At 45.2% G+C, this 17,751-nt stretch carries 16 protein-coding genes; 4 read left to right on the top strand and 12 right to left on the bottom strand.

What is annotated here, in order from left to right; translation table 11 throughout:
- Positions 1-192: 192 nt before the first annotated feature.
- Positions 193-438, bottom strand: coding sequence for a hypothetical protein (locus ACHUFI_RS01000; protein ID WP_394246262.1), 246 nt, complete (start codon positions 436-438; stop codon positions 193-195).
- A 184-nt stretch (positions 439-622) separates the two neighbouring features.
- Entirely contained in the window at positions 623-1,126 is a 504-nt protein-coding gene (locus ACHUFI_RS00995; RefSeq protein ID WP_394246260.1) for an acyl-CoA thioesterase, read from the bottom strand.
- A gap of 179 nt (positions 1,127-1,305) precedes the next feature.
- Here ACHUFI_RS00995 and sbcD point away from each other — a divergent pair, with 179 nt between their 5' ends.
- The 3 genes from sbcD to ACHUFI_RS00980 all read left to right on the top strand — a co-directional run bounded on the left by sbcD (position 1,306) and on the right by ACHUFI_RS00980 (position 7,041).
- Positions 1,306-2,538, top strand: a complete 1,233-nt coding sequence (sbcD, locus tag ACHUFI_RS00990) for an exonuclease subunit SbcD (protein ID WP_394246258.1) — start codon at positions 1,306-1,308, stop codon at positions 2,536-2,538.
- Entirely contained in the window at positions 2,535-6,212 is a 3,678-nt protein-coding gene (locus ACHUFI_RS00985; protein ID WP_394246257.1) for an AAA family ATPase, read from the top strand. The genes sbcD and ACHUFI_RS00985 overlap by 4 nt, the downstream gene beginning before the upstream one ends.
- 244 nt (positions 6,213-6,456) lie before the next feature.
- On the top strand, positions 6,457-7,041 hold the full coding sequence (locus tag ACHUFI_RS00980; RefSeq protein ID WP_394246255.1) for an acyl-homoserine-lactone synthase: 585 nt from the start codon (positions 6,457-6,459) through the stop codon (positions 7,039-7,041).
- 166 nt (positions 7,042-7,207) lie between these two features.
- Here ACHUFI_RS00980 and ACHUFI_RS00975 read toward each other — a convergent pair whose 3' ends face one another.
- The 3 genes from ACHUFI_RS00975 to ACHUFI_RS00965 all read right to left on the bottom strand — a co-directional run bounded on the left by ACHUFI_RS00975 (position 7,208) and on the right by ACHUFI_RS00965 (position 10,003).
- Entirely contained in the window at positions 7,208-7,930 is a 723-nt protein-coding gene (locus tag ACHUFI_RS00975) for a LuxR family transcriptional regulator (protein WP_394246254.1), read from the bottom strand.
- 184 nt (positions 7,931-8,114) lie between these two features.
- Positions 8,115-8,876, bottom strand: coding sequence for a DeoR/GlpR family transcriptional regulator (locus tag ACHUFI_RS00970; RefSeq protein ID WP_394246252.1), 762 nt, complete (start codon positions 8,874-8,876; stop codon positions 8,115-8,117).
- A gap of 218 nt (positions 8,877-9,094) precedes the next feature.
- The gene (locus ACHUFI_RS00965) at positions 9,095-10,003 is read right to left on the bottom strand and encodes a DMT family transporter (RefSeq protein ID WP_394246251.1); all 909 of its coding nucleotides are present in this window, start codon (positions 10,001-10,003) and stop codon (positions 9,095-9,097) included.
- A 99-nt stretch (positions 10,004-10,102) separates the two neighbouring features.
- Between ACHUFI_RS00965 and ACHUFI_RS00960 the strand changes: the two genes are divergently transcribed.
- Positions 10,103-10,891 (top strand): AraC family transcriptional regulator, encoded by a 789-nt coding sequence (locus tag ACHUFI_RS00960; protein ID WP_394246249.1) that lies wholly within the window; start codon positions 10,103-10,105, stop codon positions 10,889-10,891.
- Positions 10,892-10,993: 102 nt separating this feature from the next.
- Here the strand turns inward: ACHUFI_RS00960 and ACHUFI_RS00955 are convergent, their stop codons facing one another.
- The 7 genes from ACHUFI_RS00955 to ACHUFI_RS00925 form a co-directional block, all read right to left on the bottom strand.
- Positions 10,994-12,010: an ester cyclase gene (locus ACHUFI_RS00955; RefSeq protein ID WP_394246248.1), complete on the bottom strand. Its 1,017-nt coding sequence runs from the start codon at positions 12,008-12,010 to the stop codon at positions 10,994-10,996.
- A gap of 69 nt (positions 12,011-12,079) precedes the next feature.
- Positions 12,080-13,033 (bottom strand): nuclear transport factor 2 family protein, encoded by a 954-nt coding sequence (locus ACHUFI_RS00950; protein WP_394246246.1) that lies wholly within the window; start codon positions 13,031-13,033, stop codon positions 12,080-12,082.
- Between the two features lie 72 nt (positions 13,034-13,105).
- Positions 13,106-14,119: an ester cyclase gene (locus tag ACHUFI_RS00945; RefSeq protein ID WP_394246244.1), complete on the bottom strand. Its 1,014-nt coding sequence runs from the start codon at positions 14,117-14,119 to the stop codon at positions 13,106-13,108.
- 9 nt (positions 14,120-14,128) lie between these two features.
- On the bottom strand, positions 14,129-14,698 hold the full coding sequence (locus ACHUFI_RS00940; RefSeq protein ID WP_394246242.1) for an ester cyclase: 570 nt from the start codon (positions 14,696-14,698) through the stop codon (positions 14,129-14,131).
- Between the two features lie 13 nt (positions 14,699-14,711).
- Positions 14,712-15,542, bottom strand: coding sequence for a carbohydrate ABC transporter permease (locus tag ACHUFI_RS00935; protein WP_050487292.1), 831 nt, complete (start codon positions 15,540-15,542; stop codon positions 14,712-14,714).
- Complete coding sequence (locus tag ACHUFI_RS00930) at positions 15,539-16,396, bottom strand: carbohydrate ABC transporter permease (protein WP_394246240.1); 858 nt, start codon at positions 16,394-16,396, stop codon at positions 15,539-15,541. Before ACHUFI_RS00930 ends, ACHUFI_RS00935 begins: the two co-directional genes overlap by 4 nt.
- 9 nt (positions 16,397-16,405) lie before the next feature.
- Positions 16,406-17,689 carry an ABC transporter substrate-binding protein gene (locus tag ACHUFI_RS00925; protein WP_394246239.1) on the bottom strand — a complete coding sequence of 428 codons (1,284 nt, stop codon included), beginning with the start codon at positions 17,687-17,689 and terminating at the stop codon, positions 16,406-16,408.
- Between the last annotated feature and the right edge of the window lie 62 nt (positions 17,690-17,751).

Raw genomic sequence — 17,751 nt, 5'->3', positions numbered from 1 at the left:
CAAGCTAATAGTTGTTGTAACTAAGACCCAAGCACTTATGTGGCTTGGGTTTTTTTTCGTCTTCTGAATGTCGCAGTTGAGTATATTCTGAGAGGGGCTTATTGATAGGTTACTTAAATTTTGCTGCGTGAGACTTCAATGATTAATATGTAACCACTCTCTTTGTTGCATAAAAATTAGAGATAAGGGTCGTTAGAACTCTCGGCTAGAGGGCGCGCAGCCTAAATACTGAAGTAATACGTAGATGCTTTCTTGATCGAGTGCGACCTTGCGGAACAGATCAGCAAATGTGGTGTCTCCACCAAAGCAGGCCTGGATGTAGTGGTTGATTTCTTCGCTGTTGTAGCCTTCTACATATAAAGTTCGAACCCATTGGTACTCAACGGCTTTTAGATTACTTAAAGTCGATTCACTGAGAGTTGTTGAGGTGAGGCTCACGCTTTGCTCCTGATTTAACGAAACATCCATTAGAAGAAACAGGATTAAAACAAAGCAAAATGACGAATTGATGACAAGCTAACTTAACCGATGAAAAGAAGCGCAATAAGGTGATGTTCCATCAAAAAAAACGAGCAGGTAAGTGCTCGTTTTAAATCATTCATATGAAATTTAAATGAGTTGGCTATTTTAAGTATTTTACGTGTGCTTCCATTTCTTCGCCAATCTGCTTACGCATATTCATTAAACGTACCGCGGAGTCTCGCATTTCAATATCTTCTGGAGTTTCAGGTACCCATTCTGGCACTTTTGTTGGATTGCCATTTTCATCAACGGCAACCATGATAACAATACAGTGTGTAGTGAGGCGATTGTTGAGCTCTTTTGGATCACTTGCTTGCACATCAATGCCAATATGCATGGATGACGAACCGGTATAAATGACGCGAGCACGAACCTCTACCAAGTTGCCCACATGGATTGGTGCAACAAAACGAATGCCCCCTGCATAAGCGGTAATACAATACTTACCACTCCAGCCGGCCGAGCAAGCGTAAGCCGCTAAATCGATCCATTTCATTGCAGCGCCGCCGTGAACTTTTCCCCCAAAATTCACGTCACCCGGTTCAGCTAAAAAGCGTAAAGTTACTTCGCGTTGTCCATTTGCTCTATTTTGACTACTGCTCATGCGTCTTCCTAATTTTACTTATTATTCTTTGATTCCAGACTGTTTCAGCCTTTTAGTAACAAAAGCATTACTTACTAGCAACAATAGCGCCTTAACTCACATAATTAAAGTAGAGATTCTCTTTTAACCCCAAGATTAACTTGGCACAATTGATCGACTCTAATAAGAAAGTAATCCTTATGCGTATTCTTCATACTTCAGATTGGCACCTAGGCCAGAATTTCTTTACAAAAAGCCGTAAAAACGAACACCTTGCTTTTATAAAGTGGCTTTTGCAGCTTGTAGAACAACAAAGCATCGATGCGGTTATTGTCGCTGGCGATGTCTTTGATACCGGCGCTCCGCCTAGTTATGCCCGTGAAATGTATAACCAATTCGTTGTCGACTTGAATCGTCAGGGTTGCCAGTTAGTTGTTTTGGGTGGAAATCATGATTCGGTTTCGACATTGAACGAGTCCAAGCAACTGCTTGCCTGCTTGAATACCCATGTAATTGCGAATACTTCTGAGGCATTAGATGAGCAGATCATCGAATTAAAGTCGGGAGCTGAGGTTGGGGCGTATTTGTGTGCTGTGCCTTTTGTTCGCGCGCGTGATGTTGTCAGCAGTCAGGCCGGTGATTCTGGTGTCCAAAAGCAACAAGCCTTGGGCAAAGCGATTGAGCAGCACTACCACGCGCTTCATAGCCGCGCTTGTGAGCGACGAGAACAAAACAATCTGAATGTTCCTATTATCGCGACTGGTCACCTCACCGCTTTAGGGGTTACAGCGACAGAATCTGTACGTGATATTTATATCGGTACATTGGATGGCTTTGACGCAAAAGGTTTCCCTGCGGCAGATTACATCGCGTTAGGGCATATTCATCGTCCGCAAGTGGTCGCCAAAAAGCAGCACATTCGTTATAGCGGTTCTCCTATTCCTTTGAGTTTCGATGAGCTTAAGTCTGAAAAACAAGTGGTGGTGGTTGAGTTTGAAAATGGTGAGTTAGACAAGATCACACCTGTCCCTGTGCCACGCTTTCAGGCGATGTACAGCCTAAAAGGTGATTTGGGAGCTATCGAGTCTCAGCTGAAAGCATTAGCTGACGAGAACCAAGAGCAAAGCGTTTGGGTATCGGTTGAAGTACAAGTGCAAGACTTCCTATCAGATCTGCAAAATCGTATTCAGCAATTGGTAGAAGATACGACGATTGAAGTGCTGCAGTTACGACGTTCTCGTGAAAGCTATTCAGCTTCATTAAAGCAAGCAAACAATGAAACGTTAGCCGAATTGACCCCATTTGATGTGTTTAGTAAGCGCTTGGATCTTGAAGAGTTTGAGGGAGAGGCAGAGCAGCAAAGACGCACTCGCATCACCCAAACTTTCCAGAAAATCGTATCCGACATTGAAGATCAGGAGCCGGCACAATGAGAATCTTGACGTTACGCTTTGGTAACTTGAACTCACTGAAAGGCGAATGGAAAGTCGATTTCACTCAATCCCCATTTGCCGACAATGGACTGTTTGCCATCACCGGCCCTACTGGGGCGGGTAAAACGACGCTGCTTGATGCAATTTGTTTAGGGCTTTACCACAGTACGCCGCGCTTAGGCGCACTCTCTACCAGCAGCAATGAAATTATGACCAGAGGAACGGCTGAGTGTTTCTCTGAGGTGGAGTTCGAAGTCAAAGGAAAGGCATATCGTGCCTTTTGGAGTATGAGACGCTCACGCGGAAAAGCAGATGGTAACTTGCAAGCTGCACAAGTTGAGCTGGCAGAGGCGGAGTCTGGAAAAGTACTTGCGACTCAAGTGAAGAAAAAATCCGAGTTGGTTGAGTCTCTTACCGGTTTAGATTTTGCGCGCTTCACTAAATCTATGATGCTGTCTCAAGGGCAATTTGCGGCGTTCCTAAATGCGAAAGAAGCAGAACGAGCAGAGTTATTAGAAGAGTTAACTGGTACTGAAATTTACGGGCTAATTTCGGAAAGCGTTCATAAGCATTTTAGCGAAGCAAAACAAACGTTGGCACAACTTGAATCTCAAGCTCAAGGGGTACAACTCTTGAGCGTAGAGCAGATTGAGCAATTTACGTCGGAGCTGACTGACGTTGAAGCGAAACAAGCTAATTTTAAGCAAGAAATCGATAAATTGGCCGCACACAAGCAGTGGTGGGAACAAAAGAATAAAGAAGTACTTGAATTAGAAAAGTCTCAACTGGCATATCAAGCGGCTCAGAAAGAAGCTTCTGATGCTAAGCCTGAACTAGACCGATTAGCAAATAGTGAACCGGCTGAAAAGTTGCGAGCACCTTACTCCCTGTGGAAAGAGTCAGATACCCGCCATCGTGAATTGCTTGCTCAGCAGCCTGTGAAACAAACGAAATTTGAATCGGCGCAGCAGCATCTGGTTGAGACGAAAGCAAACTATTCCACTCGTGAGCAAGAGCTAGCGGTTGCTAAACAGGAACAGTCTGCCCAAGAGGCGCTGATCACGGAGCAAGTACAACCATTAGATAGCCAAATTGAACAATTGGCTCAGCAAAGCGAGTCGGCGGCGAGCCAGCACAGCAAGCAGTCCAAGGTGATTCTAGAGCTGAAACAGTCGCTATCTGTATATGAAAAAAATGCGATTAAACTAACGCAAGATATCACCGGTCTCGAGCAGTATTTACAGCAGAACGCCGCGGATGAAAAAGTGGAAGTTCAGCTAGAAAGTTGGAAAGCGCAGCATGGTCAATGGCTTCGGGACACCGCTAAAACTCAGCAAGTGATGCAAGAAGAGCTCGCGCTTCATCAGAAAGTTGAACAGCATGCGCTTGCGTTGAAGGCTTCTCAACAGCAAGCAGAACAAATGGAGCAACACCATCAATCGGCGATTGTTCTTTCTAATCAAGCTCAGCAACAATTGAGTCAACTTGCTCAAGGTTCATCAAAAACTGAATTAGAAAATCAGCTCAGTGGCTTGGTTAACAAGATTGCGATGAAGCATTCGCTATCGAGCATTCAATCTCAATGGCATCAATTCACGCTTGAAGTTCAAAATAAGCAGCAGTGGGTACAGCAGAGCCTAGGTAAGCAGCAAGAGCTAGAGCGCCAAAGAGAACAGCTGAGGCAGCATTATCAGACGCAAAAGCAGTTACTTCAATCAATGGAGTTATTGATTTCACAAGAGGAACACTTGGCGCATTATCGTGCTCAGTTAGCGCCTAATTCGGAGTGTCCGCTGTGTGGTTCATTAGAGCACCCTAAGCTTGAAAACGGCTCTCTTGCTAGCCAAAGTGAGTTACTCGAACAGAAGCGCCAAGCGCAATTAGAGTTTGAGAAAACCGAACAAACTGGGCGCGACATTTCCGCGGAACTTGAGGCTCTTAATCGGCAAAAAGCGGAGTTTTCTGAGCGAATCGATTTGCTCAACGGGCAAATCGTTGAATCAGTCAATAATTGGCAGAACCAGTGTGGAATCTTATCAGTGACGCTTGATATCACACAGCCAGAACACATAGAACGCCTGATGAGTGAGTTTGAACAGAGCAGAGAACAGCTCGTTACCAAGCTTAATGCGATCGTTGCTGCCGAGAAGGGCGCGCATCAAGCTGGGGAAACGGTTAATAAGGCTCAACTGGCTCTGCAAACTGCGTTAAGCCAGCTAAAACTCGATCAGCAAACCGAGCAATCTTTAGCGAAAGAGTTACACACGACCCAAGTTCAGATAATGGAATTGAATAAAGGGGTCATGGAACTCGAAACGAGTTTAAGGGAAAGCATAGAAAGTCACGGATTGCATGTAGATGCATCGGTAACGATCGACGTTTGGTTTGATCAGAAACACAAGGATGCGCAAGCTTGGCAGCGTTCTTCTGCCGAGCTTCATGACGGCCGTAAGCAGTTAGCGATATTAGAGGCCGACGTTGCCAATACATCTAAATCAATCACTGAGCGAGAACGTGAAGTCGCTGATTTACAAACCTCTATCGATAGCTTGGCTCAGGAGCGCGTTAAGCAAACAGAGGAACGTGCAAGGTTGTTTGGTGATAAAAGGATTAAGGCAGCGAGAGAAGAGTCTGCCAAGAAGCTCATGGAATGTGAAAGCGTGTTAAAAGCGATATCGACCTTGATGAGCGCTCAAGAGGCGGAACTTCATACTGCCAAAGCAGAGAATCAAATGCTGTCAGACAATATTGCGAGTGCTGGTTCTGAGCTCAAAGAGAAAAGAGATACATGGCATCAAATTCTGGAAAGCAGCCCGTTTGCTGATCAACAAGCGTTTTTGGATTCATTAATCAGTGAACAAGAACAGCACACTTTATCGCAACTGAAATTAAGGCTGCATAAACAGTTGGACGCGTGTTTGGCTGTGGTTAACGCGAGTCAAAGAGAGCTTGATAAGCTTGAGCAAGCAGAGTCAGCGGCGGAATGGCTGAAGACGAGTCTTGAACAGGTCATTGAGAACATAGAACTTCAGCAACAGAGCTTTGATGCTAGTGTAAAACGTTCGGGCGAGATCAGTAACGAATTAGAGTCGGATCGCAAGCGCAGAGAAGGGCAGCAAGCCTTATTTGAGCAGATTGAAAACTACCGCGCACAGTATGATGATATTCAGTACTTGCATTCATTGATTGGTTCTCAAAAAGGCGACAAGTTCCGTAAGTTTGCCCAAGGTTTGACGCTTGATAACTTAGTGTATTTGGCGAACAAGCAGCTAGAGCGTTTGCATGGTCGTTATTTATTGCAGCGTAAAGATGGAGAAGGGTTAGAGCTTTCTGTATTAGATACGTGGCAGGGCGATACGGTCCGTGACACCAAAACCTTGTCAGGCGGTGAGAGCTTCTTGGTGAGTTTAGCATTGGCGCTTGCCTTGTCTGACTTAGTGAGTCACAAGACCAGTATCGATTCTCTGTTCTTAGATGAAGGCTTTGGTACGCTTGACGCCGAAACTTTAGACATTGCGCTCGACGCTTTAGATAACCTCAATGCTTCCGGCAAAATGATCGGGGTGATCAGTCACATCGAAGCGATGAAAGAGCGTATTCCGGTTCAATTGAAAGTAACGAAAAAGAGTGGATTAGGGGTGAGTACATTAGAGCCTCAATATCGAGTCGCCTAACGTTTCTCTTTCGTCGAACCATAAAAAAAACACCTAGCCGAAGCTAGGTGTTTTTCTAAGCCTGAAAGGTACTCATTATTTTTTAGAGTAGTACCCAATATTTTCGCCAACTGATTGTTAGTTATTCGATCAGTCACTAGAATTTTATTTTAATTATTCCCTCAGAGAAACTGTCCGATCGGACAGGTTTAATTGATTCGTTTATCAACTAGGTTTTTGTTTCCACTATAAAGGAGACAAAAACATGACAATTTCTATACATTCTCATAACTTAACGAAAATCCCGACTTCAGATTACCATGATCTTTTGAAGCTCAGATTCAAAGTATTTCATGGTCGATTGCAGTGGGATCTGGAAACTCAGCACGGAATGGAAACGGATCAATACGATGTTGAACAAGCGCATTATCTTTATGCGAAAGAAGATGGTGGGCACTTGGTGGGGTGTTGGAGAATCTTACCAACGACCGATTCATACATGCTTAAAGATACTTTTCCCGAGTTACTTGGCGTTCAAACGGCACCGACTGGCGAACGTATATATGAGCTTAGTCGTTTTGCCGTAGATAAGGACTATTCGAAGCGAGTGGGAGGGGTCAGTAACGTCACGCTTAAGATGTTTCAATCTTTATACGAGCATGCACAAGAGCATGATATTGATTCTTATGTGACCGTGACGTCTGCTGCCGTTGAAAAGCTTATCAATCGCATGAAAATTCCGTCTTCTAGGATTGGGGACGGCAAAGTACATATGCTTGGTAGCACGCGTTCGGTCGCGCTGCATATTCCAATGAACAGACAATACAAAGAAAGTGTGTTCATTGAGTAAATTGGAAGGCTTAACGCTTGATTACTCTCATTCATAAATCCGTAAACGAGGATTAGAAAACTCGGCCTTGGTGACGGTTTAGCTTGAGAGAAAGAGAGGGTATTTCCCGTTAATATGCTCTGATATCGGAGCATATTTTTCAGCGATGAAGCGTAGGCTGTAAAAGTTAGACAGCAGGATGAATATGCCCACCAAGTATCGCTTTGGTAATTGCTTGATAACGGTTGTTCGCGTTGAGCTTTTTACATGCGTTACCGATATGGAATTTCGCGGTACGTTCTGAGCACCCAATGATGGTCGCGATTTCCCATGCACTTTTACCTTCTGCGGCCCAAGTCAGACATTGGTTTTCACGAGCCGTTAATACCACTGGCTTGATTGAGTCTCTGTGATTTTTAGCGATGTTATCAATGTTTGATGCGATCAAAGGCACAATCAATTGAGACATGATGATGTTCGGGTTATTGAGGTCGTAAGATTTCGTGTCTGAGGTCGCAAAGCTAATCATCCCAAACTCGCCTCTTAAGCCATGAATGGGGATACTGAACCCTTTCTTTAAGCCGTTACATCGTGCTTCTTCAAAAATTTCAGTGCCTTCTTCACTGTGTTGCTTTACATCATCCCACTTGATTGGAAGAAAATTTTGCATGCTATAAGACACAATTGGGTCGACATGCATAAAGCCTGATTCGTCGTATTGCTCGCGCCAAGAAGCTGGGTAGTTATCCGTCATCAGGATTTCACTATCCTTGAGATTGGGCTGTAACGCTAAACCAAATAAAAAATATTCGTGACCGATAATATTGGTCAGTTGTAGCAGGGTATCTTCAAGCTGCTCATGACTGGTAATTTCACGGTTTTCTTCGATTAACCTAAGTATTTCTTTCATTGAAGTTTAAACCTGAGACTTCAGTTCGGTAATAAATCTTTATGTCAGAATTATAGGTGAAGTAATGTGAATAGCATCAACTTGCAGTGATAGAGTTTGAGCTTTGCGTCTGTTTGCTGAAATAACGCACGTTTTGTGCGTTATGTATTCAACGAAAACATGAGGCTAGTCGAGAAGTGTGTACTTACACCACTTCAATGGCGACGTCATTTTCACAGGCAATTGCCGCGATTTCTTTTGGTGGAGTAATGTCGGTGAAGATGCGGTCTATGTCTGAGATGCTTCCCAGTTTCACCATTGCATTACGACCAAACTTAGTGTGGTCAACGCCAAGTAATACGCATCGACTATTTTCAATAATCGCACGTTTTACTCTTACTTCATGGTAATCAAAATCCAGTAGTGAGCCATCATGGTCAATGCCGCTGATCCCCAAAATACCGAAATCTAAACGGAATTGTGAGATGAAATCTAGAGTCGCTTCACCCGTTACACCACCATCAATATTTCGAACCTCTCCACCTGCCAAAATAACTTTAAAGTCAGGCTTAGTCATCAGAATGGTGGCCACATTGATGTTGTTCGTCACGATGCGAAGTTGCTCATGGCTTTTTAGCAGGGCGCGGGCAATGGCTTCAGGTGTCGTACCGATATCAATGAACAACGTGGCACCATTAGGAATGTGCTTAACCAGTGCCGTCGCAACTTTTTCTTTTTCATCTTGAGAAGAAACCTGGCGAGATTGATAAGAGGAGTTCTCTGAACTAGAAGCGAGCGTTGCACCACCGTGGTTTCTACGCAGCTTATTCAGATCGGCTAATTCATTGAGATCTCGACGAATGGTTTGTGGACTAACGTCAAAGCGCTCCACTAGTTCATCGGTGCTGACGAAACCATGAGTCTGTACTAATTCAATTATTTCCTGATGACGTTTTACCGCTTTCACAATCTATTCCTTTATAGAGTTTCTGCTCATAGTGTACGGTGAGGAAAGGAAAATTCATACAAATAGAGCGTTCTAGTATCGAAAAATGAGCGTTTAGGGATGATTGTTAGTGAAACGAAAGGGCGAACTGAATGGTTCGCCCTAAAACCTGCGCTACAACGAGCATATCCGCACTTATGATTTTGACTGATTAGGTTATCGAAATTTCGTCTACGTGATTAAACTTGCGGCTTCACTTCGGGTGTGACGAGCAACGCTTGTTTTGCGTGATTTCGTCTGATTTGCGATAGAACCACGCCTAAAATGACCATTACTCCGCCCATAATATGAAATTGATGTATGCGCTCACCAAGCCACGTTGCGGCAAGGGCGATGGCGAATACCGGAAGTAAATTCATGAACATTGCGCTAGAGTCCGCACCAATCGCGTCAATTGCTTTAACCCACATCCATGGTGCTAATACAGAGGCCGCCAATCCAGCGTAGGCGATCAAAGGCAGTGATCCTTGGGTTGGTAATAGCTGCTCGCTACTTAACCAAAGCGGCGTAAGCATGGCGACCGCAAACAAGCCTTGAATGTAAATTACCACCCAATTTGAGATAGGCATCTTCCATCGTTTGAGTAGCACGCAGTATGTCGCGTAGACGCAGGCGGCAATTAACATGAGTCCGTCCCCTTGAGTGACGGTTTGATGTAGGAAAAAGAGCGGATCCCCTTCACCTAACATCAGCGCTAAACCAGATAATGAAATTGCACCGCCTACAATGCTCAGGGCAGATATGGATTTATTAAGCAGAGGCACGCTGATAAAAACACTGATTAATGGTACTAACGAAGTGATCAATGCCATGTTAGAAGCCGTTGTGGTCATGCCTGCGTAGTAGCCAAGTGACTGATTGAGCACCATGCCAAGGAACCCTAAAAAAGCGAGCTTTGACAGGTTTGGTTTAATGATGTGCCACTGCTTTTGAACAGAACGAATACAAAAAGGGGTCAGAATTAGCATGGCAAAGAACCAACGATAAAAACTCATGGCGCTAGGTTCAATAACACTGGCTGCCATTTTGTTCACAATAGAATTAACCGCCCAGATGAATACAGTCAGTAGCGGAAGAAGATAGTTCATGTGATTACCGTCGCATTTTGTTGGAGTGAGACAAGTTTGACAGGTCGTATTAATTGTATGTATCTTCAAAAAGACATTAGACGCGATAGGAAGACAAGTTTGAAAAAGCACCCAAGAAATCTTCACCCCTCGTTATCAATCGATAAAGCACCATCCAACGTATTTATGAATTTTGAAGCATTTCTTTCTAATACTGAAACCAGAGTTCATAGTCATTCTTGGGGGCAAGTGCAGTTGATCAGTGGTGGTATTCTTGAAATGGAAGCAGAAGGTACTCGCTTTCTCGCTCCTCCTCATCTTGCTATTTGGGTGCCGGCTGGCGTGATGCACTGCAGTTATAATCGAAAGCCGTTAGATTACTGTTCGTTAAATATTGCGCCTCAACTGACTCAAAACTTGCCCGAGAAAACAAGCCTCATCAAAGTTACTTCTATTGTCACCTCAATCATTGATGATTTTCGATTACGAGAAGTCAATGTGGCTCAATCGGAGCAAGACCAACGTTTGGTGCAAGTGTTGCTGGATCAATTGTCGGAACGAGAGGTGGCTCATCACTTCTTGCCTTCGAGCGACAATAAGTATCTCGCGCCAATTCTGGCATCAATAGAAGAGAATCCAACGGAAGATGTGTCTTTAAAACAGTGGGCATATCGCGTGCACACCACAGAGCGAACGTTGGCACGTCATTGCCAAAGTGAATTAGGAATGAGCTTTACTGAATGGCGGCTGAGAGTGCGATACTTGCATTCGATGGATCTACTTAGGAATGGTCAATCGGTTAAAGAAGTTGCCCTCACACTTGGTTATAACCAAGCTAGCCCCTTTATTTCAATGTTTAAGAAATATTCTGGTCAAACCCCAGAGCAATATAAGAACCGATTGCTGTAGAAAGTTAAATCAGTGGTTAATGAATATCTTAATCATCGATATGAAGGTTTGGGTGATTTCAGCCGCCGAGCGACTGAAATCTGCGAGCAATTGTAAACTCACTTATAGAGAAGGATTGACTATTTGTTGAGTGCGCTCGAAAACATCGAGCCCTTGTTGTTTTAGCCAATAGGGGATGTCAATCAGTACCCAATTTTCTGATAGCTTGTTACCTTCCCGGTAGTAAACATCGACCACTTGCATGTCTGCACGGATCTCACCGCCGGGCATTCCTAAGAAACCACCGATAGGTGTATTCGACAGGTTTGGCCAACCAAAAAAGCAAGAGAAGTTACCTTCTGCGAAACGACAAACGTGGCCATTAAACTTTTTGTCTTTTAAGTTATTGCGAAACGGTAGCTGATGCTGTTGTTGGTAACGAGGGATCGTGTAAGACGCACCGATACCACATGGACCATACCAAATCATATCTTTAGACCAGCTCTTTTCTAGTACCTCTGGTGGGCACCCCATCGCGCCGCTGTCGTTCAGAGTAGATAGGTCATCGACCATTTGATTGACGAGAGCCAGTGTAGCTTGGCCTTCGTTAGGCGCTGCATCTTCGAACAAAAGCCCATCGTGGTTACGAGGTCCCGGGTAGACGAAGTGTTTCCCTGTTGAAGGCGGTAGTGGGTAACAGCCGGCTTGATCCATCATGCCCAACAAGTCGAGAAATAGCCCCGTTTTGGTGATCTTACCGTTTTGGACACAACTAAATTCGGCGTAGCGGATATTCACGATCTTGCCGGTAGGGCGCATACCCAGGAACTCGGCATCAAATAGCCCCATAAAATGGCCCATACTCATTACCCAAATCTCTTCAGGGGCAACGTCATTATTTCCTCCGATAAAGATATCTTGACGACGCTGCATACGAGTGATGGATTTCATTAGCGGTGACCAGAAAGTCTCAGCCGCCGCCTGTGCACTCACTTGTTCTCGAAAAGGGTAGACACCCCGCCAAAGATAATCTTCTGATGTGTGCGCTTTGAGGGCTTGTTCTACATTTTCAGGGGTTGCGTTTTCCATGGCGTCGAAGTAATCGCGCACAACACGTTTTGCTTGTTGATATTTAGACATAGTTATCTCTGTTCACTGATAGCAGGAAAGGGTTCAAAGACATAATTCTTTCGAATTTCTAATGACGCCTTAACCGGTGTGTTGGATTATTTGCTTCCATATCGCTAGCTCGTCGTAAAGTACGTATTCACGACGCAGCCCCCAAGGCCCGAACTCAGCATGGCACGCTCCCATGATGTAAACCTCTGCACCTGTTGGTTGACCAAAGGCGCCATAGCCTTCATGTTTACCTTGAAGGGACCAACGGATAGCGGCTCGTGGTGACATCATGTCATCTTCAAGGCCTATACGGTGGTGAATTTTAAACTCGGCATTTGGGAAAGCTGAGCGTAATTGCACCCAAAAGTGATCGATTTCAGAATGTGAAAGGGCAGATTGGCCACCGGCGTATTCACCGATACAAGCGCGGTCATACTCGCGTGGAATAACACTCAGTTGAGCGTTCATGATCGCTTGTAAGATGTCTTCGTACTTACGTCCCCATTGGTTGTCATTACCAACACCTAAGTAAGGGCCTTGTTGGTCTAATTCAGACGTAAACACGGGCTGGCACTTTTCGATGCCACCGCTTTGTTCTATTAAGTGTAGCGTATAAGCTTTTGGGGTATAGCCTAACTGCCTTGCAATAGAGCCTTGATCTCGAATTAGCCATTCATCGTTGATTTGGTTATTGATGGCGTGACAGTCTGCAATGATTCTAAACTTGAGCTTAGTGCCGGTCTCTTTGTCGGTTGCGGTAGAAATGATGCGATGTGACGACAGCATGCCTTGCTCAGGTGTACCGCTCCAAATAACATCCTCGCCAAACAGCGTTCTGTCTGGAAATTGTGCAAGCACAGCTAAGGTCGCGTTGATCACGTCTTTGTTGCCGATAGAGATGCCTTGAGGCGTTCTTACTACGATGTCTTCAGAGTAATAATCATGCAGAGTGTGTAAGCCACGATCTTCCCAGATCTCTTTGGTAATACCTAATATGTAGTCGGGAAAATTTTGCCATTTTGGATCAAATCCAGTCATCGTCATTGTTCTATCCTTGATTGTATTTTCTCGTTGCGAGCCTAAGTGAATACCTGACTCGCTCATTTTATGGTGTGTTTATTTGTCAAACTGACGGTAACGTGCTTTGTTGAGCTCTTTCATTCGTGCCAATACATCGACGCCGAGCTGGTGGTAGACGTCGAGCAGGTCGACCAACACCCAGTTTTCACGAATTTTGCCGTCTTCAACGCGCCAAAAATCTAGGCTTCGCATCGTGATGTTTTGATTAGATGGCGCAATACCTAGCCAACCGCTGCCTGATACGGTCATCTCCATTCCTGGCCACGCGGTAAAGGCAACGTAATTATTATCAGCAAACAAGTAGCCATTACCTTCTTTGGTTCGCCTATCGGGCAGAGCATTTAAGAAAGGAATTTGATGCCAGTTTCTAAATCCAGATATCCCACGGCCTGTACCAATACCAGAAGGACCATACCAACTCATTTTAGGGTGCCAAAACGATTCAAGATTCATGGCGTCTACTCCTCCTTGAGCGTGTTTGGATAGGCCGTTTAGCATTTCGCCAACCACGGTCAAACTCGCATCCGCTCTTAACGCATCAGTCTGTCCAACGATACCGTCTAATTTTGCCGGTGCGGGCGGGTGCCATTCACGACCAAGGCTCGGTGACATTGGCCACGCATTAGCTTGCATCATCAGTTCAGGGATATCCCACAGCGCTTGGACTTCGACCACTTTTCCATTTTCAAAGCGGTAGAACTCATGAAAGCGCATCGAGACTTGATGTCCGGTTGGGGGGATATCAAGCCAAGGTTCCATAAAACTGCCGGTGTAATAGCCAGCGCATCCCACCCAGTCTCCACCATTGGCTTTGCCTCCCATTTCGATATAAGTGCGTTTTTCCAAGTCAGGAATCGCTTGCAATAGGGGCTGATAAAGATGGGTAAATACTGATTGTTTGGTTGCGAGTGTTTCGAACGGGTAGCCATATTGCAGCGTCGCAGTATCACTGATTAAGTCGTTCAGTTGCGCTTCAATGTTGGCTGGTTCGAAATCATACATCGCTTGATTGAGCGCACGAATGCGCTCTTTATTATCAGAGCAGGACATGAATTACCTCTAGCGCGCTTGGTAAAGAGGATTGCTCTTAGAATCCTTATTCTCCCAGCCGTGACCAGAGAACGCATCGACGCCTAGTTGAGCCATTACCGCTGGGAAATCCACCATCACGTAGTTGTCGACGATTTTTCCGTCAGCTACTTTCCAGAAGTCCATATAGCGAATAATGACCTTTTTACCTGTTGGCTCGATGCCCATAAAAGGACCCGAGTGAATCGCTTCTTGACGACCAAACGCCGCACACCACTCACCTTGAGTTAAGCGCGCTTCATCAATACACACTTTTTCTGAAAAGGCCGCTTGGAAAGGGTGTTGCCAGTTTTCTTGAAACTCTTTGAGGTTGTCTTTGAAACCACAGCCCGCATTGCCCATCCAGCGGAAGCTTTCTGCGAAGAAGCGACCCATATTGTCGATGTCGTGGTCGTTAAGGCCGTCAACCATTGAGTCAATAACGTGCAGTGTTTCGTCTGTTTTGGTCAGGTCATTATCGTTGGTTAGCACACCTTGTTCTGGGCGAGCTGCTGACGTTGTTGATTGCTGTGTGTTTGGACGTTCGCATGTATGTGTCATTGGTATTCTCCTTTTATCCTTTAACTGCGCCGGCAACCAAGCCTGATACGATCTTCTTCTGGAAGAAAATGATCAACGCGACAATGGGTAGTGTGATAGAAACGGCGCCTGCCGCTGTCATTGACCAGTATTTAATGTCATCTGCACCAAACTGAGATATGGCAACCGGCATGGTCGCGGCGTTGGTGGCGGTAAGCGTAAGTGGAATCAAGAACTCGTTATACGCCAACAAGAAAGTGAACAAACCAGTGGTGATAATGCCCGGCCACATCACAGGGACGATGGCTTTGGCAAAGGCCTGGAACTGGTTACAACCATCCATCATTGCCGATTCTTCTAGCTCTTTAGGGATGTTCATAAAGAACGAACGCATCATCCAAATGGTGAAGGGTTGGTTAATCGCAACCAGTACAAGGATCAATACAATGTGCGTGTCATAGAGCCCAACCATACGAGTGAACTCGTAGTAGGGGATAAGGAACACGGTGTGAGGAAGTGAACGGAAAACCAGTGCTAGCATCAGAAGCCAGAAGCCTAGCTTTCCTGGGTAGCGCGCTAAGGCGTAACCCGCGAAACAACCTATCGTCAGCGAGATCACCACCACACCAAGGGTGACGATCACTGAGTTGATCAGGAATTCACTAAAGCCGAACTCTAACCATAAATTGGCGTAGTTGGTTGCGGTTGGCTCGAACACCCAAACGGGTGGGTTGGAGAACGCATCGACAGGGTTTTTAATGGACGTCATGATGGTCCAGAAAAATGGGAAGGCACAAAATAGAACCCATAAGCCCATGATTCCATACACCATCATTCGTTGAATATTTAGGTTACTTGGGTTCATGCGCGAATTCCTTTTTGCTCTTTGTAAGTCAGGTATAAGAAAGGGATCAGAAGTACGAAAATGCCTAGCATGGTCAGTACTGAAACTGCGCTGCCTTTCGCTACGGCGTCTTGCACGATGCCGACACGGTAGTTGTAATACATCAGCGTTTCTGTGGCATTAAGGCCGCCTGTCATTACTGCGACTGAGTCAAAGAGGCGATACGCATCCATGATACAAATCATCGAGATAAACAGAGTCAGCGGCTGAAGTGCCGGTATGACAACGTGTTTAATTTGGTCCCATTGATGAGCGCCATCGAGCACAGAAGACTCTAATGTGTCTTGTGGAATCGCCTGTAGGCCAGCAAAGAACACGATTGCTGCAAACGGTGTGACTTGCCAGATGCCGTAAAGGATGATCAAAGCGCGAGACTCAAACACATCGCTGAACCAATACACTTGGATACCAACCAGATTTAACAGGTAAGTGATGTAACCAAAGTCTTGGAACAGCCAAGAGAAAATCAAGGTGCCAACAACCGGCGTCACTACGAATGGTAGTAGTGTCGCTGCCATGAAGAAGCCACGGATTTTCTGGCTGAGTTTGTTAAGTGCTAGGGCAACAATAAAGCCAAGCACTAAAACACTGATCACAACACAAACTGTGTAGATAAAAGTGAATTCAAAAGCAGACCAGAATGCTTCGTCTTGCAAGATATCTAAATAGTTTTCGAAACCCACATAGCGAAGTTCGCCTTTAAAGTTAAATCGGTTTAGTGACAGGTACAGCGTCATCACCAATGGCGCTGCCATCAGCAGCGACATTGAGGCGATAGACGGGCCTGAGAAACCGAGGAAATTACGTAAATTCATGACCGCTCCTTAGTCAATGTAACCTTGTGCTCGTGCTTCTTTGTAGTAGCCTTGCGCAGCTTCGTTCAGTGCCACTTCGATGCTGGTTTTGCCACGCAGGGCATCAGGGAGTTTGTTGCCGATCTCGGTATGAGCTAGGCCGTAGTAACCTTCGGTTGGAAAAGGCTTCGCACCTTTTTCGATCATTTCTGCAAGCGCACCCAAGTAACGGTATTGTTCACCTTCCACTTGGTTTGCTGATTGACGAGACAAGAATGCCAATTCTGCCCCTTCTTTCATGTTTTCTTTGCTCATCGATTCCATCATGATCTTGAAAACGAGCTCTCGGTCAGCATTGAGGCGGTGCGGGAATACGTATCCATCCCAGAATATACTTGTAGACGGTATGGTGGTGCTCTTATTCGCCGTTGGTGCCATAGAGTAGTTCACCTTACCCACCACTTTAGATACTTGATCGTTATCCATTTCTGCAGCGCGAGTGGCCCATACGTTACCCATCGCGGCTTTATCTTGCTGGAAGTTAACCATGACTAGATCGTTAGAGAGAGACAAAGCATTCGGAGACATCAGAGGTAACAATGATTTCAAAATATTGGCCGCTTCTACGCCTTTTTCGCCGTCAAACAGAGGCTTACCGTCTTCATCAAAGTACTGACCTCCAAGAGATAGGTAGATGTTGGTGAATTCAGTCGCCAAGTTCCAACCTTTACCCATCGCCTGAGAAAGTGGGTAGTCGATACCAGCTTCTTGCAGAGCTTGGCCAGTGGTGACCACTTCTTGATAGGTGTGAGGGACTTCTAGGTTGTATTTGTCGAACAGGTCTTGGCGGTAGAAGAACTCTTGCATGTTTAGTTGAATCGGTAGCGCGTAAATTTCACCGTCATACGTCGCGAGTTCCCAGATGTTCGGCGGGATGTCAGCTAGGTCATACTCGTCCCAGTATTTTTCAACAAGGTCTGTGATGGGTTGAATTTGCTCTTTAAGTAGGAATTCATGATAGCTTTGAGCCGATACTTGAATCACGTCGTAAGGTGAATTGCCACGGCGGCTAGAAAGTACGATTCGTGCTTGTTCTTGAACGGCACTGCCACCCACTAGCTTGTTTTTGACTTGTAATGTGGAGGTTTCGCACTCTTTCATCTTATCTGAGAAGTGCTTGAGTACAGGGTAGCTGTTCGACAGCAGGGAGATTTTCCCTTTTGCTTCGGTGTTACCGAGGTCACAAGCCGCAAAGCTTGGAGCAGATAAGATAGCGCCAGTACAGATGGCAAGAAGTGATAATGTTCTCTTCATTTTGGTAATCCTTTACTACGTAATTTGTGGTCGTTTATAACCATCGCTTGATGGTCTTAAAG

The sequence above is a fragment of the Vibrio profundi genome (assembly GCF_043642225.1).
Taxonomy (GTDB): Bacteria; Pseudomonadota; Gammaproteobacteria; order Enterobacterales; family Vibrionaceae; genus Vibrio; species Vibrio profundi_A.
Note: the sequence above shows the minus strand (reverse complement) of the source record. Positions and strands in the feature narration are given on the sequence as shown.